At 68.3% G+C, this 25,872-nt stretch carries 25 protein-coding genes and 1 other RNA gene; 4 read left to right on the top strand and 22 right to left on the bottom strand.

Annotation, left to right across the window (positions count from 1 at the left end):
• Positions 1-8: 8 nt before the first annotated feature.
• The gene (locus tag ASC76_RS10605) at positions 9-2,102 is read left to right on the top strand and encodes an ATP-dependent helicase (protein WP_056465264.1); all 2,094 of its coding nucleotides are present in this window, start codon (positions 9-11) and stop codon (positions 2,100-2,102) included.
• A gap of 3 nt (positions 2,103-2,105) precedes the next feature.
• Here the strand turns inward: ASC76_RS10605 and ASC76_RS10610 are convergent, their stop codons facing one another.
• The 4 genes from ASC76_RS10610 to ASC76_RS10625 form a co-directional block, all read right to left on the bottom strand.
• Complete coding sequence (locus ASC76_RS10610; RefSeq protein ID WP_056465265.1) at positions 2,106-2,291, bottom strand: CsbD family protein; 186 nt, start codon at positions 2,289-2,291, stop codon at positions 2,106-2,108.
• Positions 2,292-2,404: 113 nt separating this feature from the next.
• Positions 2,405-2,977, bottom strand: a complete 573-nt coding sequence (locus ASC76_RS10615) for an NnrU family protein (RefSeq protein ID WP_056465267.1) — start codon at positions 2,975-2,977, stop codon at positions 2,405-2,407.
• A gap of 46 nt (positions 2,978-3,023) precedes the next feature.
• Positions 3,024-4,118, bottom strand: coding sequence for a carbonic anhydrase (locus ASC76_RS10620; RefSeq protein WP_082549033.1), 1,095 nt, complete (start codon positions 4,116-4,118; stop codon positions 3,024-3,026).
• 67 nt (positions 4,119-4,185) lie between these two features.
• Positions 4,186-5,391, bottom strand: a complete 1,206-nt coding sequence (locus ASC76_RS10625; protein WP_056465270.1) for a multidrug effflux MFS transporter — start codon at positions 5,389-5,391, stop codon at positions 4,186-4,188.
• 38 nt (positions 5,392-5,429) lie between these two features.
• On the opposite strand from ASC76_RS10625, the gene ASC76_RS10630 reads away from it, so the two are divergent.
• A complete protein-coding gene (locus tag ASC76_RS10630; protein WP_056465272.1) occupies positions 5,430-6,017 on the top strand; it encodes a GNAT family N-acetyltransferase in 588 nt (195 codons plus the stop codon).
• A gap of 25 nt (positions 6,018-6,042) precedes the next feature.
• Here ASC76_RS10630 and rnpB read toward each other — a convergent pair.
• Positions 6,043-6,388: RNase P RNA component class A (gene rnpB, locus ASC76_RS14110), an RNA gene on the bottom strand.
• A gap of 252 nt (positions 6,389-6,640) precedes the next feature.
• Between rnpB and ASC76_RS10635 the strand changes: the two genes are divergently transcribed.
• Positions 6,641-7,045, top strand: a complete 405-nt coding sequence (locus ASC76_RS10635; protein WP_056465274.1) for a hypothetical protein — start codon at positions 6,641-6,643, stop codon at positions 7,043-7,045.
• A 33-nt stretch (positions 7,046-7,078) separates the two neighbouring features.
• Here the strand turns inward: ASC76_RS10635 and ASC76_RS10640 are convergent, their stop codons facing one another.
• The 14 genes from ASC76_RS10640 to ASC76_RS10705 form a co-directional block, all read right to left on the bottom strand.
• Positions 7,079-7,843, bottom strand: coding sequence for a DUF3025 domain-containing protein (locus ASC76_RS10640; protein ID WP_056465276.1), 765 nt, complete (start codon positions 7,841-7,843; stop codon positions 7,079-7,081).
• A 19-nt stretch (positions 7,844-7,862) separates the two neighbouring features.
• Complete coding sequence (locus tag ASC76_RS10645) at positions 7,863-8,645, bottom strand: NYN domain-containing protein (protein WP_056465278.1); 783 nt, start codon at positions 8,643-8,645, stop codon at positions 7,863-7,865.
• The gene (gene pyrC, locus ASC76_RS10650) at positions 8,642-9,685 is read right to left on the bottom strand and encodes a dihydroorotase (RefSeq protein ID WP_056465281.1); all 1,044 of its coding nucleotides are present in this window, start codon (positions 9,683-9,685) and stop codon (positions 8,642-8,644) included. Before pyrC ends, ASC76_RS10645 begins: the two co-directional genes overlap by 4 nt.
• A 70-nt stretch (positions 9,686-9,755) precedes the next feature.
• Positions 9,756-10,490: an amino acid ABC transporter ATP-binding protein gene (locus ASC76_RS10655; protein WP_056465282.1), complete on the bottom strand. Its 735-nt coding sequence runs from the start codon at positions 10,488-10,490 to the stop codon at positions 9,756-9,758.
• Between the two features lie 19 nt (positions 10,491-10,509).
• Positions 10,510-11,178, bottom strand: coding sequence for an amino acid ABC transporter permease (locus tag ASC76_RS10660; protein ID WP_056465285.1), 669 nt, complete (start codon positions 11,176-11,178; stop codon positions 10,510-10,512).
• The gene (locus tag ASC76_RS10665; RefSeq protein WP_056465291.1) at positions 11,175-11,882 is read right to left on the bottom strand and encodes an amino acid ABC transporter permease; all 708 of its coding nucleotides are present in this window, start codon (positions 11,880-11,882) and stop codon (positions 11,175-11,177) included. The genes ASC76_RS10660 and ASC76_RS10665 overlap by 4 nt, the downstream gene beginning before the upstream one ends.
• 142 nt (positions 11,883-12,024) lie before the next feature.
• Entirely contained in the window at positions 12,025-12,927 is a 903-nt protein-coding gene (locus ASC76_RS10670; RefSeq protein WP_056465293.1) for a transporter substrate-binding domain-containing protein, read from the bottom strand.
• A gap of 138 nt (positions 12,928-13,065) precedes the next feature.
• Entirely contained in the window at positions 13,066-14,493 is a 1,428-nt protein-coding gene (locus ASC76_RS10675; RefSeq protein WP_056465295.1) for an aspartate ammonia-lyase, read from the bottom strand.
• Positions 14,494-14,526: 33 nt separating this feature from the next.
• Positions 14,527-15,609, bottom strand: a complete 1,083-nt coding sequence (locus ASC76_RS10680; protein ID WP_056465297.1) for a type II asparaginase — start codon at positions 15,607-15,609, stop codon at positions 14,527-14,529.
• Positions 15,610-15,660: 51 nt separating this feature from the next.
• Positions 15,661-16,572, bottom strand: a complete 912-nt coding sequence (locus tag ASC76_RS10685; protein ID WP_056465299.1) for an amino acid ABC transporter substrate-binding protein — start codon at positions 16,570-16,572, stop codon at positions 15,661-15,663.
• Between the two features lie 7 nt (positions 16,573-16,579).
• On the bottom strand, positions 16,580-17,884 hold the full coding sequence (locus tag ASC76_RS10690; protein ID WP_056465302.1) for a dicarboxylate/amino acid:cation symporter: 1,305 nt from the start codon (positions 17,882-17,884) through the stop codon (positions 16,580-16,582).
• A 189-nt stretch (positions 17,885-18,073) separates the two neighbouring features.
• Positions 18,074-18,991, bottom strand: a complete 918-nt coding sequence (locus ASC76_RS10695) for a LysR substrate-binding domain-containing protein (RefSeq protein WP_056465304.1) — start codon at positions 18,989-18,991, stop codon at positions 18,074-18,076.
• A gap of 31 nt (positions 18,992-19,022) precedes the next feature.
• Positions 19,023-20,873, bottom strand: a complete 1,851-nt coding sequence (locus ASC76_RS10700) for an ABC transporter ATP-binding protein/permease (RefSeq protein WP_056465306.1) — start codon at positions 20,871-20,873, stop codon at positions 19,023-19,025.
• 10 nt (positions 20,874-20,883) lie between these two features.
• The gene (locus tag ASC76_RS10705; RefSeq protein WP_056465308.1) at positions 20,884-21,258 is read right to left on the bottom strand and encodes a hypothetical protein; all 375 of its coding nucleotides are present in this window, start codon (positions 21,256-21,258) and stop codon (positions 20,884-20,886) included.
• Between the two features lie 110 nt (positions 21,259-21,368).
• Between ASC76_RS10705 and ASC76_RS10710 the strand changes: the two genes are divergently transcribed.
• Complete coding sequence (locus ASC76_RS10710) at positions 21,369-21,800, top strand: acyl-CoA thioesterase (protein WP_056465310.1); 432 nt, start codon at positions 21,369-21,371, stop codon at positions 21,798-21,800.
• Positions 21,801-21,830: 30 nt separating this feature from the next.
• Here the strand turns inward: ASC76_RS10710 and otsA are convergent, their stop codons facing one another.
• Genes otsA through otsB form a run of 3 tightly spaced genes read right to left on the bottom strand, consistent with a single transcriptional unit; the run spans position 21,831 to position 25,812 of the window.
• On the bottom strand, positions 21,831-23,228 hold the full coding sequence (gene otsA, locus ASC76_RS10715) for an alpha,alpha-trehalose-phosphate synthase (UDP-forming) (RefSeq protein ID WP_056465312.1): 1,398 nt from the start codon (positions 23,226-23,228) through the stop codon (positions 21,831-21,833).
• Positions 23,228-25,027 (bottom strand): glycoside hydrolase family 15 protein, encoded by a 1,800-nt coding sequence (locus tag ASC76_RS10720; protein WP_056465314.1) that lies wholly within the window; start codon positions 25,025-25,027, stop codon positions 23,228-23,230. Before ASC76_RS10720 ends, otsA begins: the two co-directional genes overlap by 1 nt.
• Positions 25,024-25,812 carry a trehalose-phosphatase gene (gene otsB / locus ASC76_RS10725; protein WP_056465316.1) on the bottom strand — a complete coding sequence of 263 codons (789 nt, stop codon included), beginning with the start codon at positions 25,810-25,812 and terminating at the stop codon, positions 25,024-25,026. Before otsB ends, ASC76_RS10720 begins: the two co-directional genes overlap by 4 nt.
• Positions 25,813-25,872 lie beyond the last annotated feature (60 nt).

Consider the following 25,872-nt stretch of genomic DNA (forward strand, 5'->3'; position numbering starts at 1 on the left):
ATTACAGTATGCCCATGTCCGCCCGCCCCGATCCGCCCCAGCGCACCGACCCGTTCGCCGCGCTCAACGCGCAGCAGCGCAGCGCGGTCGAGCACGGGGCCGAGGGCAGCAGCATTCCCGGCCCGCTGCTGGTCATCGCCGGCGCCGGCTCGGGCAAGACGATGACGCTGGCGTCGCGGGTCGCGAAGCTGGTGCTCGATGGCGCCGACCCGCAGCGCCTGCTGCTGCTGACCTTCTCGCGGCGTGCGGCGCAGGAGATGCAGCGCCGCGTCGGCCGGGTGCTGCACCAGGCGCTCGGCTTCGCGTCGACGCAGCGGGCGCCGCAGCTGCACTGGGCCGGCACCTTCCACGGCATCGGTGCGCGGCTGCTGCGCGAGTACGCCCCGCAGATCGGGCTGGCCGAGAACTTCACGATCCAGGACCGCGGCGATTCGGAAGACCTGATGGGCCTGGTGCGCCACGAGCTGAAGTTCGCGACGACGAAGAACCGCTTCCCGCTGAAGGGCACCTGCCTGGGCATCTACTCGCGCGTGCTGAACAGCCGCGAGCCGCTGGGGGAATTGCTGCGCACGGTCTACCCGTGGTGCCAGGTCTGGGAGGACGAGCTGAAGCAGCTGTTCCGCGCCTACGTGGCCGCCAAGCAGGCCCAGTGCGTGCTCGACTACGACGACCTGCTGCTGTACTGGGCGCAGATGCTGGGCGAGCCGGCGCTGGCGCGGCACGTGTCGGCACGCTTCGACCACGTGCTGGTCGACGAGTACCAGGACACCAACCGGCTGCAGGCCGCGATCCTGCTCGCGCTCAAGCCCGACGGGCGCGGCCTGACGGTGGTCGGCGACGACGCGCAGTCGATCTACTCGTTCCGCGCCGCCGAGGTGCGCAACATCCTCGACTTCCCGGCGCTGTTCACGCCGCCAGCGCGCATCGTCACGCTGGAGCGCAACTACCGCTCGACCCAACCGATCCTCGACGCGTCGAACGCGGTGATCGCGCTCGCGCCGCAGCGTTTCGGCAAGCAGCTGTGGAGCGATGCCGCATCGAGCGAGCGCCCGTCGCTGATCACCATGCGGGACGAGTCGGCACAGGCCGCGTGGGTGGCCGACCAGGTGCTGCGCCACCGCGAGCGCGGCATCGCGCTGAAGGGCCAGGCCGCGCTGTTCCGCACCTCGCACCACAGCGCCGCGCTCGAACTGGAGCTGACGCGCCGCGACATTCCGTTCGTCAAGTTCGGCGGCTTGAAGTTTCTGGAAGCGTCGCACGTGAAGGACGTGCTTTCGATGCTGCGCTGGGCGCAGAATCCGCGCCACCGGATGGCCGGGTTGCGGGTCGCGCAACTGGTGCCCGGTATCGGTACCGCGAGCGCGAAACGGCTGCTGGACGCAATGGCGCAGGCCGCCGACCCGGTCGGCGCGCTGCGCGCATTCAAGCCGCCTCCGGCCGCGGCCAGCGACTGGGCGGCGTGGGCCGCCACCTACGACGCGCTGCGCGCCGCGCCGCACTGGCCCACCGAACTCCAACAGGTTCACGCCTGGTACCTGCCGCAATTGCGCCGCCTGCACGACGACGCGGCGATCCGCGAGGGCGACCTGGCGCAGCTCGCGCGCCTGGCGCACGGTTACGCGTCGCGCGAGTCGTTCCTCGCGGAGTTGACGCTCGATCCGCCCGAGGCGACCAGCGACGAGTCCGGCCCCCCGCTGCGCGACGAGGACTACATGATCCTGTCGACGATCCACGCCGCGAAGGGGCAGGAGTGGAAGGCGGTGTTCGTGCTGAACGCGGTCGACGGCTGCATCCCGTCGGACATGGCGACCGGCAACGCGGTCGAGATCGAGGAGGAACGCCGGCTGCTGTACGTCGCGATGACGCGCGCCCGCCAGCACCTGCACCTGATGGTCCCGCAGCGCTTCTACGTCACGCAGCAGGCCGAGCACGGCGACCGCCACCTGTACGGTTCGCTGACCCGCTTCATCCCGCCGGCGCTGGCCGACCGGTTCGAGACGAACGCCACCCACGACGAAGAACCGGCCGATGGTTTCCCATCGGCCGGCGTCCCCGGCCTGCGCCTGGACCTCGCGGCCGGCGTCAGGTCGATGTGGTCATGAGGCTCAGGGCTTCTTGACGGCGTCCTTGACGTCTTCCTTCCCGTCGCCATACGTCGCCTGCGTCTTGCCGGCGGCCTTGTCGACCTTGCCTTCGGCCTCGAGCTTCTCGTTGCCGACGACCTTGCCCGCGGCTTCCTTGACGCTGCCCTTGGCCTGTTCCATACGACCGTTGACTTGATCCTTGTTCATGCTGGTTCCTTTGCACGGGGTGAAGAGAGGACTTCACTGTGCCCAGGCGTCGCGCCGGGGTCTGTCGGGACAGGTGTGCCCTGCCTGTAGGACGCGGCGCAGGCGGGTTTCGCTCAGCCGAGTGGCGACACGCCGATCAGCCACTGGTGCGCCTTGAACAGAAACAGGACGTAAAGCGCCAGGCCGCCCAGGAGCGCGATCGCGTCGTTGAGGGCCGACGGCGGCGCACAGGGAATCGCCCGTGGGACGGCGCGCTTCTTGACGGCGATGCGGTCGGCCACGGCCCAGGCCAGGAACGCACCGAACAGCACGATGTCCGCGAGGTTGCCGTTGGCGAGCAAGTGCGCGAGCGCCCAGAACTTCACGGCCAGCAGCATCGGGTGCTTCGCCGCGGCCTTGATGCGCCCCGGCAGATAGGTCGCGAGCAGCAGCGGGAACACCGGCAGCATCAGCAGCAGCGCGACGTGACGCATCGCGGTCGGCGGCGTCCAGACCACCACCGGGGCCTGCCGCGCCAGGCCGTAGCCGTAGATCAGCAGCACGAAGCCGGCGAGCGAGACGATCGAATAGATGCCCTTCCACGCGCCGGGGCGGCGCGCGGCCTGCGCGTCACGCCAGGCAGGGGCGACGATCGCGACCGAGTGGATGCCGAGGAACAGCACCAGGCCGAGGAGGAGAAGGGTCATGACGCGCTCCGCTGCAATGGAGCGCGCAGTATCACCCCGGTTCGCCCTAGTTCGATTCCTTGATGAGCCGGCCGCTGGCCGACTGGATCGGCCGCGCGTTCATCGGGTACAGGCGCGCGAAGATGCCGATCTGCTCCGCCGAGACCGGCACCGGCTGCTTCATCACCATCCACAGCACGCCCTCGCTGCATGGCGGCGTGGTCAGCGAGCCCATGTAGGTGAAGTACTGGCGTTCGGGTGGCAGCAGGTCGTTGAGGTTGACCGGCGTGCGTGCGGCCACCTCGTCGCCCTTCTCGAGCGGCAGGTTGTTCCACACGCTCTGGATCAGCGGCTGCGCGGCGCCGCGATCGAGCAGCACGGCGACGACGGCGAGGCGGCCGTCCAGGTCCTTGTGCACCAGGTGCACGACCATGTCGAACTGCTTGCCGTTGATGCGCTCTTCGGACGGGCGGTGGAAATGGAACTGCACCAGCTCGTAGCGTCGTCCCATCACCTCGATCGAGTTGCCGGCGGCGACGTTGACCTGCACGGTGTGGCCGTTGTCGATCACGCGGAATGCGCTCGGCTGGTAGTCGAAGCGCACCGGGTCGAGTTCGACGCGGATGCCGTCGCGGATGTCGATCGGGCTCTGGCGCGTGCCGGTCGAGCATTTGGAGAATTCGGGTTGCAGCTGGCCCCAGGTCTCGGGGCCGCCGCTGCCGGTGTAGTCCCAGTGGGCGGCGTGGTGAGCCGTCGCGCCGGCGACGGCGTGCGCGACGGGCGTGCGCACCGGGGCCGGCGCTGCGGCGCGGCGGGCGACCGGCCGCTTCGGCTCCAGGGCGGCCGCGGGCTCGTGGCTGTCCGCCGCGACCGGTGCACTCGCCTTCGAGACGACGCGGACGACGTTCGGGTTGCCGGCATCCGGCGTGCGGGACGCACCCAGCTTCTGCGCGAGGCGCTCGCGCAAGGCGTCCATCGGATCGCGGGTCGCGTCCAGCGGTGCCTTGGCCTTTTTCGGCGCCGCCTCCAGCGCTGTCGTTTCCTTCACGGCCTCGGCCTTGGTCGGCGCCGCGGGCGCGTGCTCCGACGCGGCGGCGCTCAGCGACAACAAGGCGGCCGCGCAGACGGCAGCGAGGGACGGGGGCGACGGCAAGGCGGGCATGAACGGTCTCCGGCGCCCAACCGAGGCGCCTGGCCGTCATATCGACGGCGCGCCGCGCGACTTGAGTTCAGGTCACCCGCGGCTTGACCCAGATCCAGGCGAGGATGCCCACGCTCATCATCAGGATCGACGCCACCGCGAGCCCCACGGTCGAGTGCATCACCAGCGGCGCGATCACACCCGCGACCAGCCCGTTCGCCAGGCTGCCGATGCAGGCCTGGAACGAGGACGCCATGCCGCGCCGCTCCGGCATCAGGTCGAGCACCATCAACGTGACGACCGGCACCATCAGCGCCCAGCCGAACGCGTAGATGCCCAGCGGCACCAGGGCCCACCAGGCCTGCGGCGTGAACAACAGGTTCAGCACCAGGTTGACGATGGACACCAGCAGCATGATCAGGAAACCGTGGCGGATCTGGTGGTGCGGCTTGATCCGCCCGGCCAGCCGGCCGGAGAAGTACGCGCCGCCCATGATCCCGGCGATCGTGATCAGGAAGAACCAGAAGAACTGGCCGGGCGCCAGGTGCAGGTGGTCGCCCAGGAACACCGGCGCCGAGAGCACGTACAGGAACATGCCGTTGAACGGGATGCCGCTGGCCAGCGCCAGCAGCATGAAGCGCGGGCTCGAGCCCATCTCCCAGTAGCCGCGCATCAGGTTGCGCACGTTGAAGGCCTGGCGCTGGCTCAGATGCAGCGTCTCGGGCAGCAGCTTGTAGTTGGCGATCCACAGGATCACGCCGACCGCGGTCAGGAACCAGAAGATTGCGTGCCAGTCGGCATGCACGAACAGGAAACCACCGACCATCGGCGCGATCGCCGGCGCCACGCCGAAGTAGATCGTCACCTGCGACATCACGCGCTGCGCGTCGGCGGGCGGGAACATGTCGCGGATCACCGCGCGCGAGATCACGATGCCGGCGCCGGCCGACATGCCCTGCAGCGCGCGGAAGAACACCAGCTGCCCGATGTGCTGCGCCAGCGCGCAACCGACCGACGCGAGCGTGAACACCACCAGCCCGGTCAGCACGACCGGGCGGCGGCCGAAGCTGTCGGACAGCGCACCGTGGAACAGGTTCATGACCGCGAACCCGAACAGGTAGGCCGACAGCGTCTGCTGCATCTCGACCGGCGTCGCGCCGATCGCGGTGGCGATGCCGGTGAAGGCCGGCAGGTAGGTGTCGATCGAGAAGGGCCCGAGCATGCCCAGGCAGGCAAGCAGGACGGCCAGGGCCCAGCGCGGTGCGCGCCAGAGGGTATGTGCGTCGGGATTCAAGCGCTAGAGTCTACGGTCTGCACCAGCGGAAGGCTTCCATGGGACTTCAGCACATCGACATCCGGCCGCTCACGCCGCAGCGGCTGCCCGACTTCCTGGATCTGTTCGACCACCGCGCGTTCACCGACAACCCGAACTGGCAGTCCTGCTACTGCTACTTCCCGCATGCCGATCACTCGAACGAAGACTGGGCCAAGCGCACCGCGGCGCAGAACCGCGCCGGCACCTGCCAGCGGATCGAGTCCGAGACGATGACCGGCTGGCTCGCCTACGCGGAGGGCCAGGCCATCGGCTGGGTCAACGCCGGCCCGCGCCGCTTCATCGCCGGTCTGTTCGACGAGCCCGAGCCGCTGGCCGAACGGATCGGCGCGATCGCCTGCTTCGTGGTCGCCCCGGCGTTCCGCGGCCAGCGCGTCGCGACGGCCCTGCTGCAGGCGGCCTGCGACGGTTTGCGCGACCGCGATTTCGAGTACGCGGAGGCCTACCCGCGCCCCGGCGCGCAGGGCGCTGCCGCGAGCCACCACGGCGCGCTGTCGATGTACACCGCCGCCGGCTTCACGACCGTCAAGACCCATCCGGACGGCTTGCTGACGGTGCGCAAGCGGCTCCATCCGCGCCCGCTCTGAGCGCTCGCTCAACGGGCCGGGAAAAGTGTGAAGCGGGCCGATAGGCCGGATTCTGTGCAGCCGGTGCGTCTTGCGACGTCCCGGCCGTGACCGCCATTCCTCTGGGCCGTGCATCGCTGCGACGGCTCGATGCCACCTACCCGCCGGCTCCGCGGAGCCACATCATCGCCGGCCTATTTGGTGTTGCTGCGCGTAGAGATTGCCCGTTTCACCCGGCCGACCGCCTTGCGGCACCCGACCGACTCGTCTCTGTTGCTCTGATCCTCACCTCACGGTGGACAGCCGTTAGCTGCTACGCCGCCCTGTGCAGTCCGGACCTTCCTCCAGTGCACCCTTTCAGGCCTCGCACCAGCGGCGGTCTGGCCCACTTCACGGCGCGATTATGTCGGGCGAACAGCCCGGGTGCGGCATCGGCGCAACAAATTGACCGCCGGTGGGCTCCGCCGCCAAGGTAATCGAGGTCTTGGTCAACCGATCGGGTCAACCCGCGTTCTAATACGTGCCGCGCTCCACCGGTCTGCAAACGCAGCCCGACAGCTAGCCGACTTGATGAGGGCATGTCGCTCCGAGTGCGTTGGCTCTGCGGTTTTGCCCTCACCCTCGTTCTCAAACAGGAGATTGATATGACGATGAAAAACGCTCTGACCGTCGTGGCCGCTGTCGCCGCTGCCATGTTCGCCCAAGCCACGTTCGCCCAAGCTTCGGCCCCCGCCTCGCGCGCCGAAGTCAAGGCCGAGACCAAGGCCGACGCCAAGGCCGGCAAGCTGACCCCGGCTGGCGAAGGCGCTGCGCCGATGGAAAAGTCGACCGGCAAGTCGACCAAGACCCGTGCCGAGCGCAAGGCCGAGACCCAAGCCGCCCGCAAGGAGAAGAAGCTGGCTCCGGCCGGTGAAGCCACGGCACCTGCAGCCGCCCCGTCGACTGGCCCGGCCGCCGCGCGCGCCGACGTCAAGGCCGACACCAAGGCCGCCGTCAAGGCCGGCGCCACGACCAAGGCCGGCGAAGGCCCGGACGCTCCGAAGAAGTAAGAATCCGTCACGGCGCCGAGTGCGCCGTGGGGTTCAGAACAGCGGCCCGCGGGCCGCTGTTTGTTTTTGTGCGACGCGAAACACGGTCGCGTCGCCATAGAAGTCCAGCGCTTCGTTCGGCCCCCACCAGCCCGGCACGCCGAGCACCGGCAGCGGCAGGAACGGCTTGGCGGCGAGTCCCGCAGGCGTCAACGACGCGGCCGACCACGCACCCGGCGCCTCGACGCCTTGCGGCACGACCCAGGCATGTGCGGTGATCGCCGCACGGGGCCGAACCAGCTTTTCGAGCAGCGCGTGACCGAACAGCTCGAGACGCACGTCGGTCCAGGCCGCGCGCTGCGTGACGAACAGCGCGTGCCAGTCGCGCCGCCGCAGCGCGTCGACCAGCGGTGCAGGCCCTTGCAACAGCGCGGCGTTCTCGTCGAAGAGTGTCAGCGCGTCGCGCACCGCGCCGCGCGACGCCCCCCTTGGCGCAGCTGCGATCTGCGCCGCCTGAAGCTCGTTCAAGCGCCGCTTGAGCGCCGGGTGTCGCAACCACGCAAGCCCGTTGAAGAAGTCGTGGACGTTCGCACGGGTAGGCACGCTGCCGGTGCGCGCGATGAAGGCCTCGTAGGGCTCGCCGGCCGGCAGATGGTGCTGATGGACGAACCGGGGTGCCCCGGCAGGCGCCGCGGCATTCAAGGCGTCGACCAGGCCGTGCCGATCGGCACACGTCGCCAGCGGTTCGCCGATCGCCCGCCACGGCGCGAGCCACGGGCGCGACCAGTCGACCGCCTCGAGGCCGGGCACCTGCGCCATGCAGTCCCCGGTCGGCGGCTCAGGCGCCCCGGTAGCGCACCGTGCGCGGTCGGTCGGCCGGCACGAGTTCGAAGTGCGCGGCGTGGCGCTTCAGGAAGCCGCTTGCCGACGCGCGCTTGCTGGTCAGGATCTCATGCCGGCGCAGTGCTTCGCTGACCTCGCCGAGTTGCAGCGCTGCGCCGCCACGGAGTGCCGGCACCGCTTGCAAGACGGCTTCGACCTCCGGTGGCATCGCCGGAGTCGCTGGCTTCGCGGGCGCCGGGGGAATCGGCGCAACGCGGGCACGGGGCGGACGGGGCGCCGGGCCGGGCGCGGCACGCGGCGCCGGGGCCGGCCGCGTCACGGGGACCGGGCGCGGCGTCTCCCGCGGCGGGGCCTTGCGGTGCGCCAGGTCGATGAACTCGTCGTACGCCAGCGGCGCCTCGCCGCCGGTCTTGCCGGCCTGGCCGATGCCGAGCACGCGGCAGCCCTTCTCGCGCAGGCGCTGGGCGAGCGGCGCGTAGTCCGAGTCGCTGGAGGCGATCACCACCACGTCGGGGCTTTCGCAGATCGCCAGGTCAATCGCGTCGACGGCCAGCGCGATGTCGGTCGAGTTCTTGCCGGTCGGCACGTTGACCATCGGGCGGATCGCGTAGCACTTGAACAGGTCGGTGTGCTCGATCACCTTCTGCGGGCTCGAGTAGGCGCGCCGGAAGTGGATCGCGCCGTACAGTTTCAGCAGGTGCTGGATCGCCTGCTCGATCACGTCGCCGGACAGGTTGTCGGCGTCGATCAGCAGGGCCACACGGGTGTCGTCGTTCATGCAGCGCTTTCGGCGAGTTGCCACGCCAGGCTTTCGCCGCCGCGCAGGGGTTTGAGGGTCGCTTCGCCGAACGGCAGCGACTCGGGCAGCGTCCAGGCCTGGCGACGCAAGGTGACGGTGCCGGCGTTGCGCGGCAGGCCGTAGAAGGCGGGGCCGTTGAAGCTGGCGAACGCCTCGAACTGGTCGAGCGCACCGGCTGCATCGAACGCCTCGACATACAACTCGAGCGCCGACAACGCCGTGTAGCACCCGGCGCAGCCGACCGCGTGCTCCTTCAGGTGCGCGGCGTGCGGCGCGCTGTCGGTGCCGAGGAAGAACTTCGTGCTGCCGGACGTGACGGCCGCGACCAGCGCGCGGCGGTGCTCCTCGCGCTTGAGCACCGGCAGGCAGTAGTAGTGCGGGCGGATGCCGCCGGTGAAGATCGCGTTGCGGTTGTAGAGCAGGTGGTGTGCGGTGACGGTGGCGCCGACGAAACTGTCCGCTTCGGCGACGTACTGCGCCGCCTCGCGCGTGGTGATGTGCTCGAACACGATCCGCAGTTCCGGGAAATCGCGCCGCAGCGGGATCAGCTTGGTGTAGATGAACGCCTTCTCGCGGTCGAACAGGTCGATGTCGCTGTCGGTGACTTCGCCGTGGACCAGCAGCGGCATGCCCGCGCGCTGCATCGCCTCGAGCGTCTTGTAGGTCTTGCGCAGGTCGGTGACGCCGGCGTCGCTGTTGGTCGTCGCGCCGGCCGGGTACAGCTTCAGCGCCACCACGCCGGCCGCCTGGGCGCGGGCGATCTCGTCGGGCGGCAGCGTGTCGGTGAGGTACAGCGTCATCAGCGGTTCGAACGCGACGCCTTCGGGCACCGCCGCCAAGATGCGCTCGCGGTACGCGACTGCCTGTTCCGCGGTCGTGACCGGCGGCTTCAGGTTCGGCATGATGATCGCGCGGGCGAACTGGCGGGCGGTGTCGGGCACGACGGCCGCGAGCGCCGCGCCGTCGCGCACATGCAGGTGCCAGTCGTCGGGGCGGGTGAGTGTGATCTCGTTCGTCATGGCGGCCGATTCTCGCACCCAACAAAAAGAAGGGCGCCCGAAGGCGCCCGCTGTCCTGTAGCGCGAAGCTCTAGTGCTGCAGGATCTTCGACAGGAATTCCTTCGCGCGCGGCGAGCGCGCGTCGGGGTCGCCGAAGAACTCCTCGCGCTTGCAGTCCTCGACGATCTTGCCGGCGTCCATGAAGATCACGCGGTGGCTGACCTTCTTCGCGAAGCCCATCTCGTGCGTGACGCACATCATCGTCATGCCTTCCTGCGCGAGCTGGACCATCACGTCGAGCACCTCGCCGACCATCTCGGGGTCGAGCGCCGAGGTCGGCTCGTCGAACAGCATCACGATCGGGTCCATGCTGAGCGCGCGGGCGATCGCCACGCGCTGCTGCTGGCCGCCCGAGAGCTGACCCGGGAACTTGTCCTTGTGGGCGATCAGGCCGACGCGTTCGAGCATCTTCAGGCCACGCTTCTTCGCGTCGTCCTGGCTGCGGCCGAGCACCTTGATCTGCGCGAGGGTCAGGTTCTCGGTCACGCTCAGGTGCGGGAACAGCTCGAAGTGCTGGAACACCATGCCGACGCGCGCGCGCAGCTTGGGCAGGTCGGTCTTCGGGTCGGCGATCGAGATGCCGTCGACGACGATGTCGCCCTTCTGGAACGGCTCGAGTGCGTTCACGGTCTTGATCAGCGTCGACTTGCCCGAGCCCGACGGGCCGCAGACGACGACGACCTCGCCCTTGTTGATGGTGGTCGTGCAGTCGGTCAGGACCTGGAAGCTGCCGTACCACTTCGATACGTTCTTGATGTCGATCATGGTGATGGACTCTCTTCTCTCAACGGATGATGGCGATCTTCTTCTGCAGCCGGCGCACGAGCATCGACAGGCTGAAGCAGATCACGAAGTAGACGACCGCGGCGAACAAGTAGGCCTCGACCGGGCGGTTGAAGTTCTTGCCCGCGACCTCGAAGCCCTTCAGCAGGTCGTAGGCGCCGATCGCGTAGACCAGCGACGTGTCCTGGAACAGGATGATCGTCTGGGTCAGCAGCACCGGCAGCATGTTGCGGAAGGCCTGCGGCAGCACGATCAGCTGCATGCACTGCTTGTAGGTCATGCCGACCGCGTAGCCGGCATTGACCTGGCCCTTCGAGACCGACTGGATGCCGGCGCGCATGATCTCGGAGTAGTAGGCCGCCTCGAACACCGTGAAGGTGATGATGGCCGACAACTCCGCGCCGAGCGACTTGCCGATCAGCAGCGGGATCAACAGGAAGAACCACAGGATCACCATCACCAGCGGGATCGAGCGCAGCGTGTTGACGTAGAACGCCGCCGCCATCACCAGCCACTTCTTGCCCGACAGCCGCATCAGCGCGAGGATCGTGCCGATGATGATGCCGCCGACCATCGCGATCAGCGTCAGCTGCACCGAGAAGATCAGGCCCTTGAGGATGAAGTTGGTGATCAGGTTCCAGTTCAGGAAGCCGAAGTCGAGGGCCGTCATTTGCCGGCTCCCACCATGCCGGGGACGGCGACCTTGTGCTCGATCACCAGCGCGATGCGGTTGATCGCGAAGGCGGAGATGAAGTACAGGAACGACACGGCCAGGTAGACCTCGACGCCGCGCGAGGTCTCCTCAGCAGCCTGCTGCGCAAAGAAGGTGAGCTCGGCGATGCTCACCGCGAACGCGACCGACGAGTTCTTGATGATGTTCATCGATTCGCTGGTGAGCGGCGGAATGACGATGCGGAACGCCATCGGCATGATCACGTAGCGGTAGACCTGCGGCAGCGTGAGGCCCATTGCGAGGCCGGCGTAGCGCTGGCCCTTGGGCAGGGTCTGGATGCCGGCCTTGACCTGCTCGGCGATCCGCGCCGAGGTGAAGAAGCCCAGGCCGAACACGACCAGCAGGAAGCTCGGCACGGCGCGCAGCGGCAGGAAGATCGCCGGCAGCACGTGGTACCAGACGAACAATTGCACCAGCAGCGGCACGTTGCGGAAGAGTTCGGTCCACGCCTCGCCGAACCAGGACAGCGCCTTGCTCGGCACCGTGCGCAGGATGCCGATCAGCGAGCCGACGACCAAGGCGATCACGAGTGCCAGCAGTGCGACGGACAGCGTCCAGCCCCAGGCCGACATCAACCACTGCAGGTAGGTCTGCCCGCCTCCGGTGTCCTGGAAGAACACCTGCCAATCCCATTTTCCCAAGGCTCGCTCCCGCTGATTTCGTTATGTGCCCGTTCGACCGCCGGCAAAAAGAAAACGCGGCGCAGAAGGCTCCACGCCGCGCTCGACCCAATGTAAGCAAACTTCGCGCCGGGTGGCGCTAGGGCTTACCTCAGGCCGCCGGTCACTTCTTCGCGTAGGCCTCGGCCGGCTTGTCGTTCGGGTTCGCGATCGCGTTCTTCAACGACGCCGACATCGCCATGCCGACCGTCGCATTGCGCGGCGGGATCGGCGACATGAACCACTTGGTGTAGATCTTGTCGAGCTCGCCGCTCTTCATCAGGCCGATCACGGTGTCGTCGACCAGCTTCTTGTAGGCCGGGTCGTCCTTCGGGATCATGATCGCGATCGGCTCTTCGGACAGCGACTCGCCGACGATCTTGAATTCGGCCGGGGCCTTCGAGTTGACGATCAGGCCGGCGAGGATGTTGTCGTCCATCACGAACGCGTCGGCACGGCCCGATTCGAGCAGCAGGAACGAATCGGCGTGGTCCTTGCCGAACAATTCCTTGAAGTCCACGCCGGCGCCCTTCTCGTGCTTGCGCAGCAGTTGCACGGAGGTGGTGCCGGTGGTGGTCGCGACGGTCTTGCCGTTCAGTTGGGCGATCGAGGTGATGCCGGAGTTGGCCTTCACGGCCGTGCGCACGTTGGTCACGAACGTGGTCGGCGCGAACGACACCTGGCCCTGGCGCGCGGTGTTGTTGGTGGTCGAGCCGCATTCCATGTCGACGGTGCCGTTCTGCACCAGCGGCACGCGGTTGGCCGAGGTCACGACGGTGTACTCGACCGGCATGGTCGGCGCCTTGAGGTTGGCCTTGATCGCGTCGGCGATCTTCAAGCAGACGTCGACGTGGTAGCCGGTGTACTTGCCGTCGCCCGTGGTGTAGGCCAGCGGGGCCGACGAATCGCGCGTGCCGATGACGATCTTGCCGGCGGACTTGATCTTGGCCAGCGTGTCGGCAGCCTGCGCGACGGTGACCGTGCCACAGGCCAACACGGCGGCGAGTGCGAGGGCGAGCTTCTTCATTCGGAGGTCCTTAAGGGGTTGTAGAACTGGAAACAACGGATTGTTGCGGTTGCACGCCGACGTGTAATCGGTAGGCACCCGCAAACTCAGGGTAATGCCGGAGAACGGGCATCGAACGCCAGCGCAAAGTTCGTGCCATCAGGCCACGACCAGCCGCACCGGCTGGGTCAGCCGCTCGGGCACCAGCAGCGCATTCATCTCGGCCTGGCTCATGATGCCGAGCGCCTCGGCGACCTCGGCGATCGTGCCGCCTTCCTTGCCCTGGAGCGCCAGCGCCGTCTTCGCGATCAGCGCCGCCTTCTCGTAGCCGATGATCGGGTTCAGCGCCGTCACCAGCGTCACCGATTCGGCCACCCGCTTGGCGAGCACCGCATGGTTCGCCTGGATGCCCTCGACGCAGTTGACCTGCAGCGTCTTGCACGCGTGGGTCAGGTGCCTGACGCTCTTGTGGATCGCGTAGCCCATGATCGGCTCGAACGCATTGAGCTGGAGCTGACCGGCCTCGGAGGCCATCGTGATCGTCACGTCGTTGCCGATGACCTCGAACGCGACCTGGTTCATCACTTCCGGGATCACCGGATTGACCTTGCCCGGCATGATCGACGAGCCGGCCTGGCGCGGCGGCAGCTTGATGTCGCCGAAGCCGGCCTGCGGCCCGCTCGAGAGCAGCCGCAGGTCGTTGCAGACCTTGCTCAGCTTGCAGGCGACGCGCTTGAGCACGCCGGAGAGCTGCACGAACGAGCCGGTGTCCTGCGTCGCCTCGACCAGGTTGGCCGCCTTGACGACCGGCACGCCGCTCGCCCTGGCGAGCATCGGGATCACCATGTCGGCGTAGCCGGCCGGCGCGTTGATGCCGGTGCCGATCGCGGTCGCGCCGAGGTTGACCTCGACGACCAGCGCGCGCGCCTCGCGCAGCCGCAGCTCGTCCTCGCCGATCATGATCGCGAACGCGAGGAATTCCTGGCCGAGCGTCATCGGCACCGCGTCCTGCAGCTGGGTGCGGCCGATCTTCAGCACGTCCTTGAACTCGAGCGCCTTGGCCTCGAACGCGCCGCGCAGCTCGGCCATGGCGCCGAGCAGCGCCTCGATTCCGAACCAGGCCGACACGCGCAACGCGGTCGGGTAGACATCGTTGGTGCTCTGCGAGGCGTTGACGTGATCGTTCGGGTGCAGCTTGTCGTAGCGGCCCTTCTCGAAACCCATGTGCTCGAGCGCGCGGTTCGCGATGACCTCGTTCGCGTTCATGTTGGTCGAGGTGCCGGCACCGCCCTGGATCACGTCGACGACGAACTGCTCGTGCAGCTGGCCGGCGATCAGGTCGTCGCACGCCCGCACGATCGCGGCGGCCTGCGCCGGGTCGATCACGCCGAGCTCGGCGTTGGCCTGCGCCGCGGCCTTCTTGACGTAGGCCAGCGCGCGCACCAGTTCGGGCATGGTCGCGACCGTCTGCCCCGAGATCGGGAAGTTGTCGACCGCCCGGGCCGTGTGGACACCCCAGTAGGCGGTGAACGGGATGTCCTTCTCGCCGAGAAAGTCGTGTTCGCGGCGTGTGTCGGGGGTCGTCATGGTGGTCCTCGGTCGGTCGGTTCGTTCGGCGGATCAATAGGTCCAGAAGATGCGCTGCAGCTCCCTGGGGTCGCTCGTCTTGGTCAGCGCCACGGCAGCGAGGATCTTGGCCTTCTGCGGGTTCAGGTCGTGCGCGACGACCCAGTCGTACTTGTCGTCGGGCTGCTCGGAGTTGCGCAGCACGAAGCCGTCCGGAACGCGTGCCGAGCGGATGATCTGCACGCCGCTGGCGCGCAGCTTCTTCAGCGTCTCGACCTCGTAGTCCGGCACCGAGCCGTTGCCCGTGCCGGCGTGGATGATCGCCTTCGCGCCCGCCTTGCCGGCGGCGTCGGCTATCGTCGTGCCCATCTCGCCCGAGCCGTAGACGATCGAGACCATCGGCAGCGTCGTGATCGAATCGATGTCGAACTCGCTGGCCATCGTGTGGCGCTTGACCGGCGCACGGAACCAGTAGGTCTTGCCCTCGACGATCGAGCCGAGCGCGCCCCACTGGCTGCCGAACGCGTTGGTCTTGATGTTGATGCGCTTGCCCGAATCGCGGCCCGACAGGATGTCGTCGTTCATCACGATCAGCACGCCCTTGCCGCGCGAGTCTTTCGCCGCGGCCACGGCGACCGCGTCGTACAGGTTCAGCGTCCCGTCGGCCGACATGGCCGTGCCCGGACGCATCGAGCCGACCACGACGATCGGCTTGTCGGTGTGCACGACCAGGGTCAGGAAGAACGAGGTCTCTTCGAGCGTGTCGGTGCCGTGCGTGATCACGATGCCGTCGACGCCCGGGTCTTTCGCGAGCGCCGAGACGCGCTTGGCCAGCGTCACGAGCTTCTCGTTCGTGAAGCTCTCCGAGGCGATCTGGAACACCTGCTCGCCACGCACGTTGGCGATGTCGGCCAGTTCGGGCACGCCGGCGATCAGCTTGTCGACCGGCACCTTGGCGGCCTGGTAGGTGGCGCTGTTGGCAGCGGACGCGCCGGCGCCGGCGATCGTGCCGCCGGTGGCGAGCACGACCACGTTGGCCTTGGGTGCGGGCGCCACCGCCGTCTGCGCGAACGCGCCGAAGTGGGTGGCGAGGAACGCGGCAGCGACGCCGCGGATCAGGCGATGAACGAGGAGCATGGGAATCCGATGAAAGGAAGGATGAGAAAGGAAGGGGACGGGGTCGCGCGGCTACTCGGTGCGCGACACCATGGTCTGGATCAGCGTCTCGAGCTGCGCGCTCATCGGCAGGTCCAGGCTCACGCCGGAGGGCAGCTTGCGCAGGAACCAGCGGTTGTAGCGGCGCTCGATCTCGCGGTCCTCGGCGAGCGCGTGGAAGGTGTCGTTGACCAGCCTCGTGAGCTGGGGATCGCCCTTGCGGTACATCACGCCGTACGGGTCGTACGACAGGAAGTCGCCGGTGACGACGTAGTCGGCCTGCGCCTTGTTCTGCGCGAGCAGGCCGTAGAGCAGCACGTCGTCGGTGGCGAATGCATCGACCGTGCCAGTCGCGAGCTGCGCAAACGACGCGGCATGGTCGGCGGCGACGACGATCGTCATGTCGACCTTGAACTTCGTGGCGAGCTCGCGCATCGTCTTCTCGTTGGTCGTGCCGGCGGTGACCACCACCTTCTTGCCGGCGAGATCGCGGAAGGTCCTGACCGGCGACCCCTTCTTCACCAGCAGCTTGGTGCCGGAGACGAACATCGTCGGCGAGAACGCGACCTGCTTCTGGCGCTCCAGGTTGTTGGTGGTCGAGCCGCATTCGAGGTCGACCTGGCCGGAGACCACCGCCGGAATTCTCGATTCGGGAGTCACCGCCTTCCACTGGATCGCGACCGTGCGGCCGACCTCCTCGCTGATCGCGTCGACGAGCAGCCGGCACAGGTCGATCGAATAGCCGATCGGCTCGCCGCGTGCCGAGAGGTAGGAGAACGGGATCGACGATTCGCGGTGGCCGATCGTGATCGAGCCGGTCTCGCGCGCCTTGGCGAGCGTGCCGGTGAGTTGGGTGGGCGCCGGCGCGGTCTGCGCGGCGGCGAACGAGGCCGCCAGCGCCACCAGGGCGCCCACGGCGAGTCGGACGATGAACGCGCGTTTCATCGCGGGCTCAGGCGGAGATCGGGTGCGCCAGGGCTGCGGCCTCGGCGTCGATGACCTTCAGGTTCGCCTCGGCGGCGTCTTCGGACAGCAGCTCGCCTTCCCATTTCGCCACCACCGCGGTGGCGATCGAGTTGCCGACGGCGTTCGTCGCCGAGCGGCCCATGTCGAGGAAGGTGTCGACGCCCAGGATCAGCAGCAGGCCGGCTTCCGGGATGTTGAACTGGTTCAGCGTCGCGGCGATCACCACCAGCGAGGCGCGCGGCACGCCCGCCATCCCCTTGGAGGTCAGCATCAGGATCAGCAGCATCGTGATCTGCGTGCCGATCGGCAGCACGATCCCGTAGGCCTGCGCGATGAACAACACCGCGAAGGTGCAGTACATCATCGAGCCGTCGAGGTTGAACGAGTAGCCCATCGGCATCACGAAGCTCGAGATCTTGCGCTTCACGCCGAACCGGTCGAGCGCGTCGAGGATCTTCGGGTACGCGGCTTCCGAGCTGGCAGTCGCGAACGACAGCAGGAACGCCTCCTTGATCAGCACCAGCAGCTTGAACACGCGCGGCCCGAGGAACAGGAAACCCGCCCCGACCAGCACCGCCCAGAGCACGAACAGGCCGAGGTAGAAGTCGCCCATGAAGACCGCGAACTTCAGCAGGATCTCGAGGCCGTTGACGGCCACCGTCGCAGCCATCGCGGCCATCACGGCCAGCGGCGCCAGCTTCATCACGTAGCCGGTGATCTTGAGCATGGCGTGCGAGAGCTCGTCGATCGCCGCGACCAGCGTCTTGGCCTTGTCGCCGAGCGCCGCGAGCGCGACGCCGAAGAACATCGAGAACACGACAATCTGCAGGATTTCGTTGTTCGCCATCGCCTCGGCGAACGACTTCGGCACCAGGTGGCTGACGAAATCCTTCAGCGTGAACTTGCTCGTCGCCAGATTGGCCGAGGCGCCGATGTCCGGCAGCGGCAGGCCCAGGTTCTTGCCCGGCTCGAGCAGGTTGGCCATGACCAGGCCGAGGATCAGCGAGATCAGCGACGCGGTCACGAACCAGCCCAGCGCCTTGCCGAACACGCGCCCGACCGAGGCCGCGTCACCCATGTGCGCAATGCCGACGACGAGCGTGGAGAACACCAGCGGGCCGATCAGCATCTTGATCAGCCGCAGGAACACGTCGGACATGATCGAGATATAGCCGGCGATCTGCGCTGCGGTCTTCTTGTCCGGGAAACTGGTGAAAACCATGTAGCCCAGGATGATCCCGATGACCATCGCGATCAGGATCCAGGCCGCTGGCGGCAGTCGCTTCTTCATGAAAATTATCGCCCCTTGATGTCGTTGATTCCAACGCCGGTGCTCTTCGGCACGGCGGTATGACGCTGCGTTCGAACAGCGGCGGAACTTTAGGGGCGAGGCCGAATCGGCGCCAATGCTGAATCTCCGCGACGCCATGCATGCGATGCATAGCGGCTCAGGGCAAACCCTTGAGCCGGTGGTCGGCCCCTAGCGGGAGGACGCCAGGAAATCCCAGAGCGCGACGGCGCCCGGCTTGCTGTGGCGCGCCATCTCCGGGCGCTCGCGGTAGATGCGGATGTCCATCTCGATCTCGTGCACGCCGGCGGGCGCCGCGCGCACCAGGCGCTTGCTCTTCAGTTCCTTGCGCACCGAGCTCGCGGGCAGGAACGCCAGGCCGTGGCCTTCGAGTGCCATCGCCTTCAGTCCCTCGGCCATGTCGGTCTCGTAGATCGGCTCGAGCTGCAGCGGCTCGGGGGCGAGCTTGGTGATCACCTCGACCAGCCGGCCCAGGTAGGCACCGGCGGCGTAGCTCAGGAACGGCACCGACTGGCCCGGCGCGGCCGGCAGGCTGAACAGCGGCTGGCCGTCGGCGTCGCCCTTCGCGTAGGCGCACAGCGTCTCGTGGCCCAGGCTCATCATCTCGTAGCGATCCGGGTTGAGCTGCAGCGGCTGGGACGGGTGGTGGTAGGCCAGCAGCAGGTCGCAGCTGCCTTCGACCAGGTGCATGACCGCGTCGTGCACGTTCAGCGCGATCAGCCGGCTCTTGGTCGCGCCGAAGCGCTTGCGCAGGTCCATCACCCAGTGCGGAAAGAACGTGAACGCCAGCGAGTGCGGCACCGCGAACTCGATCATGTCGTGCCCGGCCGCCTTGTGGCTGCGCATCATGTTGCGCGTGGCCTGCAGCGCGCCCAGGATTTCCAGCGCCTGGGCGTGCAGGGTTTCACCCGCGGCGGTCAGGCGGGTGGGATAGGAGGAGCGGTCGACCAGGTCGATGCCGGCCCAGGCCTCGAGCGACTGGATGCGCCGCGAAAACGCCGGCTGCGTGACATGCCGCAACTGCGCCGAGCGCGAGAAGCTGCGCGTCTCGGCCAGGCTGACGAAATCTTCGAACCACTTGGTCTCCACGGCGCCCAGTGTAGCGGCGCCGCATCGCGGCTCAGGCCGCCAGCGTCAGGTCCGGGGCGGCTTCGGCGTCGGCCTCGCTGCTCTGCTGCAGCCGCCACATGTCGGCGTAGCGGCCGTTCAGCGCCAACAGCTCGGCGTGCGTGCCGCGTTCGAGAATGCGGCCCAGTTCCATCACCAGGATCTGGTGCGCGTCGACCACCGTCGACAGCCGGTGCGCGATCACGAGCGCGGTCTTGTTGCGGGCGGCGCTGCGCAGTTCTTCCTGGATCGCGCGCTCGTTGGCCGAGTCGAGGGCCGAGGTCGCCTCGTCGAAGATCAGCACCGGCGGGTTCTTCAGCAGCGTGCGCGCGATCGCGACGCGCTGCTTCTCGCCGCCGGAGAGCTTCAGCCCGCGCTCGCCGACCATCGTGTCGTAGCCCTTCGGCGTCGAAGCGATGAACTGGTGGATGTGCGCGGCCTTCGCGGCGCCCTCGACTTCCTCGCGCGAGGCGCCGGTGCGGCCATACGCGATGTTGTATTCGACCGTGTCGTTGAACAGCACCGTGTCCTGCGGCACGATGCCGATCGCCTGCCGCAGGCTCTGCTGCGTGACATGGCGGATGTCCTGCCCGTCGATCGAGATCGCGCCGGCGTTCACGTCGTAGAAGCGGAACATCAGCCGCGCCAGCGTGCTCTTGCCCGAGCCCGACGGCCCGACCACCGCGACCGTCTTGCCGGCCGGGATCTCGAAGCTCACGCCGTGCAGGATCTCGCGGTCGGCGTCGTAGCCGAAGCGCACGTCGTCGAAGCGCACCGCGCCACCCCGGTTGATCAGCGGCTGCGCGTCGGGCGCGTCGGCGATCTCGCGGTTCTGGCCGAGCAGCGCGAACATCTTCTCCATGTCGATCATCGACTGCTTGATCTCGCGGTAGATCACGCCAAGGAAGTTCAGCGGGATGTACAGCTGGATCATCAGCGCGTTGACCAGCACCAGGTCGCCCAGGCTCAGCGTGCCGGCGACCACGCCGAGTGTGGCCCGCCACACCAGCAGCGTGACGGCGGTCGCGATGATCAGGCTCTGGCCGACGTTGAGCACCGACAGCGAGGTCTGCGACTTGATCGAGACCTTCTCGAGCCGCTGCAGGTTCTCGTCGTAGCGGCCCTGCTCGAACTTCTCGTTCGAGAAGTACTTGACCGTCTCGTAGTTGATCAGCGCGTCGACCGCGCGGGTGTTGGCCTTGCTGTCCTGCTCGTTCATCGCGCGCCGGAAGTGGGTGCGCCACTCGGTCACGGTGATCGTGAACGTGATGTAGACCGCCAGCGCACCGAATGCGATCGCCGCGAACCAGCCGTCGAACTTGGCCGACAGCAGCGTGATCACGAGCGTGATCTCGACCAGCGTCGGCAGGATGTTGTAGATCGTGTAGTTCAGCAGCGACTGGATCGAGCGCGAGCCGCGCTCCATGTCGCGCGAAACGCCGCCGGTCTGGCGCTCGAGGTGGAAGCGCAGGCTCAGCGCCAGCAGGTGCTCGAACGCCTCCAGCGACACCCGCCGCGCGATCCGCGCCGCCACCGGATAGAACAGGTATTCGCGCAGCTCGGTGAAGGCCGTGATCGACAGGCGCAGCAGCCCGTACGCCACCAGCAGCGCGACCGGCACCGCCAGCGCGGTGCGCGGGTCGCCGGGCTTCAGGTCGAGCGCGTCGACCAGCTGCTTGAGCACCAGCGGCACGCCGATGTTGGCGAGCTTGGCGGCGACCAGGAAGGCGAGCGCGATGAGCACCCGCCAGCGCCATTGCCACAGGTAGGGCAGCAGCTTGCGCAGCGTGGCCAGGTCGGAGCGGGGGGCGGCGTTCGGGCCCGTCGGAGGGGCGGGCGGGAGCGGAAGGGAATGACTGCGCATCGAGTGAGTGTCAGGCCTCGAGGCCGTACTTGCCCTCGACGACCGGCTTGTTCTCGTTCAGCCGGATCGCGCCGATCACCAGGCGGTAGATCACCCAGACCATGTCGGCGATCAGCACGATCCAGCCGACCAGCACGATCATCAGCAGCAGCCCGACGAACGCGGCGATCAGGCTGATCCAGAAGGTGCGGATCTGCCAGGTGAAGTGGGATTCGAGGTAGGTGCCGGCCACGTCGCCGCGCTTGACGTAGTTCATGATGATCGCGGCGATCGAAGTGAAGCCGACGATGAAGCTGGCGGCGTACAGGCCGTAGATGATCCAGGTCAGCGTCTTGTTGGAGCGCAGGCGCTCGTCGGTCGTTTCAGCGGTGGTCAGGTCGGTCATGAGTCACTCTCCCGGTGGTGTTGTCGAAACGAAGCGGCGGCATCTTCGCATGACGCGCCGGCAAAGGTGGAAGAATCCGCCGGACAACGACAACCCGCAGGTGAGCCCCGATGGCCGAGATTCAAGTCGAGAACCCGATGCCCGATTCGCTCGCCCCGCTGCGCCTGCCCGACGACCGCCAGCTGGTGCTGCGCGTGATGCCGATGCCGGCGGACGCGAACGGCAACGGCGACATCTTCGGCGGCTGGATCATGGCCCAGGTCGACATCGCCGGCGCGGTGCTGCCGGCGCGGATCGCGAAGGGCCGGATCGTCACGGTCGCGGTCAACGAGTTCATCTTCAAGCAGCCCGTGTCGATCAGCGACCTGCTGAGCTTCTACGCCAAGGTCGAGCGCATCGGCAAGACCTCGGTCACCGTCAACGTCGAGGTCTACGCCGAGCGCAACCCGGCCAACCTGCAGGTCGTCAAGGTGACCGAGGCGAATCTGACCTACGTGGCGATCGACAAGGACGGCAAGCCGCGCCTGATCCCGACCACCTGATGCCGACTACCTGACCCGCTCGCCGGCGCGTCAGCTGGTCTCGCGCACCCGCGGCTCGATCGCCGACAGGGCGTCGAGGAACTCCTTGCGCCACCAATGCACGTCGTTCGTGCGGATGCGCTGCAGCAGCGCCGCGTGGCGCTCGCGCCGCTCCGCCAGCGGCATCTGCAGCGCGCGCTGGATCGTCTGCGCGGCGGCCGGGATGTCGTACGGGTTGACCAGCAGCGCCTCGCGCATCTGCTCGGCGGCGCCGGCGAAGCGCGACAACACCAGCACGCCGGGATCCTCCTGCGTCTGCATCGCGACGTACTCCTTCGCGACCAGGTTCATGCCGTCGCGCAGCGGCGTGACCAGCGCCACGCGCGCGCACCGGTACAGCGCCGGCAGCCGGCGCCGCGCCCAGGTGCGGTGCAGGTAGCGGATCGGCATCCAGTCGAGCTCGCCATAGTCGCCATTGATCTCGCCGGCCAGGCCTTCGAGGTCGCGGCGCAGGTCGTCGTACGCGTCCACCGTTTCACGGGTCGGCGAGGCGATCTGGATCAGCGTCGCGCTGTTGCGGTTCTCCGGGTAGTTGGCCAGCAGCTCGCGGAACGCGCGAAAGCGCCGCGGCAGCCCCTTCGAGTAGTCGAGCCGGTCGACGCCGACCAGCAGCCGGCGCTTGCTGTACTGGTCGCGCAGCATGGCCTCGGTCTCCCGCGACTCGGTGCTGTGGGCCAGGCGCTGGAATTCGTCGACGTCGATGCCGATCGGGAATGCGCGCGCGACGACCCGCCGCCCGAAGGCCTCGAATTCGTCGTTGCCGAGCGCGGTCGCGTTCGCCTCCTCGACGACGAAGCGGGCGAAGTGATCGGCATCGCTGCGGGTCTGCAACCCGACCAGGTCGTAGGCGAAGAACGAGCGCATCAGCCATTCGTGCCCCGGGATCGCCGCGAGGATCGGCGGCGGCGGCAGCGGGATGTGCAGGAAGAAGCCGATGCGCTGGCGGCAGCCGAGCGCGCGCAGCTCCGCGGCCAGCGGGATCAGGTGGTAGTCGTGCACCCAGACCACATCGTCGGGCTGCAGCAGCGCCGCCAGCTTGCGCGCGAACAGCCGGTTGACGCGCTGGTAGCCGGCGAAGAAGCCGGCGCCGAAGTCGGCCAGGTCGAGCCGGTAGTGGAAGGCGGGCCAGAGCGCCTGGTTCGAGTAGCCGGTGTAGTAGGCGTCGTGATCGGCCTGCGACAAGTCGAGCGTGACCAGCTGCACCGAGCCCGAACGCTGCATGTGCAACTCGCCCTCGCCCGGCGCCCCGCTCTCGTTGATCTTGCCGCTCCAGCCGAACCACAGGCCCCCGCTCTGCGACAGCGCGTCGCCAAGCGCGACGGCCAGGCCGCCCGCGGCCGCCTTGCGCGGGTCCCCGATGCGGTTGGAAACGACGACGAGGCGGCCCATCAGATCCTCGAGTCCCAAGGCGCGGACAGGCGCGTCGCGGCGTTGATGATCCCGACCATCGAATACGTCTGCGGGAAGTTGCCCCAGAGCTGCCCGGTGACCGGGTGGGTGTCTTCCGAGAGCAGCCCGAGCGGGTTGCGCACCGCCAGCAGCGCATTGAAGATCTCGCGCGCCTGCTCCTTGCGGCCGATGCGCGCGAGCGCGTCGATGCGCCAGAACGCGCAGATGTTGAACGAGGTCTCGGGCAGGCCGAAGTCGTCGGGCGCCTCGTAGCGGCGCATGTAGGGGCCGTCGCACAGCACGGCCTCCAGCGCGTCGACGGTCTTGACGAAGCGCGGGTCCATCGGATCGATCATGCCGACCTCGGCCATCAGCAGCACGCTGGCGTCGAGCTCGCGGCCGCCGAAGCTCTCGGCGAACGCCTGGCGCTCCTCGCTCCACGAACGCTCGAGGATCTTGGCGCGGATCAGCGCCGCGCGCTCGTGCCAGAAGGCCGCGCGATCGGTCAGGTCGAAGGTCTCGGCAATCTTGGCGAGCCGGTCGCAGGCCGCCCAGTTCATCAGCACCGACGAGGTGTGCACGCGGGCGCGGGTGCGCAGCTCCCACATGCCGGCGTCGGGCTGGTCGTGGATCTGGAACGCCCGCTCGCCGACGATCTCCAGCATCGCGAATTCCTCGCGCGTGCCGCGCCGCAGCAGCCGGTGGTCGTGGAAGGCCTGCGCGGCGCCGAGCACGATGTTGCCGTAGACGTCGTGCTGGAAGTGCTCTGCCGCTTGGTTGCCCACGCGCACCGGCCGGTGGCCGCGGTAGCCGCCCAGGTGCGCGACGATGGACTCCGGCAGCTCCTGCTCCAGCCCGATCCCGTAGAGCGGCTGGATGTGGCCGCCGCCGGTGCGGGCGACCGCGTCGCGCAGCCAGCGCAGGTAATCCTCCATCGTGCCGACCTCGGACAGGCTGTTGAGCGCGCGCACGACGAAGAACGCGTCGCGCAGCCAGCAGAACCGGTAGTCCCAGTTGCGCTCGCTGCCGGGCGCTTCGGGCAGGCTGGTGGTCATCGCGGCGACGATCGCGCCGGTCTCCTCGAACAGGCACATCTTCAGCGTGATCGCGGCGCGGATCACCGCGGTCTGCCATTCGAGCGGCAGCGCCAGGCGGCGCGTCCACTGGCGCCAGTAGTTCGCCGTGTGTTCTTCGAGCCAGCGCGCGGTCTCCTCGACCGCGCCGTCGAGCGATTCGTCAGTGCCGAGCAGCAGGCTGACCGGGCCGTTCAGCGTGAAGGTGGTCTCGTCGAGGATGTAGGTGATCGGCGCGTCGGTGGTCAGCCGCAGCGTGCGCTCGGGCGTGACGAAGCGCAGGTGATTGCTGCCGCGCGTGCGCGACGGCGTCGTGCGGCCCCAGTCCGCACGCGGCCGCAGCACGATGCGGATGCGCGGCGAGCCCTGCAGCGGCCGCACCCGGCGCACCAGCTGCATCGGGTGGAACGAGCGCTCGTGGCGCATGAAGCGCGGCGCGAAGTCGGTCACCTCGACGGCGTTGTCGCGGTGGTCGAACAGCCGGGTGCGCAGGATCGCGGTGTTCTCGTCGTAGGCCTGCTCGGTGCGCACGCAGCCGTCGAGCACGATCTGGAAACTGCCCTCCTCGCCGATGCCGTCGGCCGAATCGAGCAGCGCGTGGAACACCGGATCGCTGTCGAAGCGCGGCATGCAGCACCAGACGATGCGCGCCTGGGCGTCGATCAGCGCGCTGATCGTGCAGTTGCCGATCATGCCGAGGTTGAGGTTCGCTTCGTTGGGGATCATGCCGCGCGGTTCTCCTGTGATGTGGTGTCGGGCTCCAGCGCGGTACGCAGCCACGCGCCGACCGACGCGGGATCGGCGAGCCGGTAGCGCGCCCGGGTCACGCCGCCACCGACGCGCACGCCGAAGCCGCCGGCCGCCTGCACCGCTGCGATGCCGTCCTCGTCGGTGCGGTCGTCGCCGACGAACACGGGCTGGCGGCCGGCGAACAGCGGCTGCAAAAGCAGCGCCTGCACCGCGCTGCCCTTGGACACCGCACGCTGCTTCAGTTCGAAGACGCAATGGCCGTGCAGCCACTCCCAGTCGTCGCTCGCGCCGGGGATCGCGGCCAGCGCGGCCATCAGCGCGTCGCGGCACTCGGCCTCGAGTTCGGGCCGCGCCCGGTAGTGGAGCGACAGACCGCTGGACTTCGGCTCGAAGATCAGCCCCGCGTGGCGCGCCGCGAGGGCGTGCGCCTGGCGAACCACGCTGTCCGGCGGCGGCGCCGCCACTTGCCGCACGGCGCCGTGCGCGTCGCGCCACTCGGCACCATGCGCGCCAGCCGCGATCGGCCGCAGCGGCGCGAGGAAGTCATCGAGCTGTGCGATCGGCCGGCCGCTGACGATCGCCAGCGCACCATTCAGGCGCGCGGCGAGCGCATGCAGCGTCGGACGCACCCACGCGGGCACCTGCACGTCCTGCGGGCGTGCGGCGATCGGTACGAGCGTGCCGTCGAAGTCGAGGAACAGCGCTGCTGCACCGGACAAGGGCGGCGGCGCGGCTGCGGAAGGATCGGTGTTGGCAGTCACCCGCCGACCGTAGCAGGGCCGGCGGGGGGTTGTCTGTCAGCCAACGCCGCGCCGCGCAGG

The organism is Rhizobacter sp. Root404 (assembly GCF_001425865.1).
Lineage (GTDB): Bacteria > Pseudomonadota > Gammaproteobacteria > Burkholderiales > Burkholderiaceae_C > LMDS01.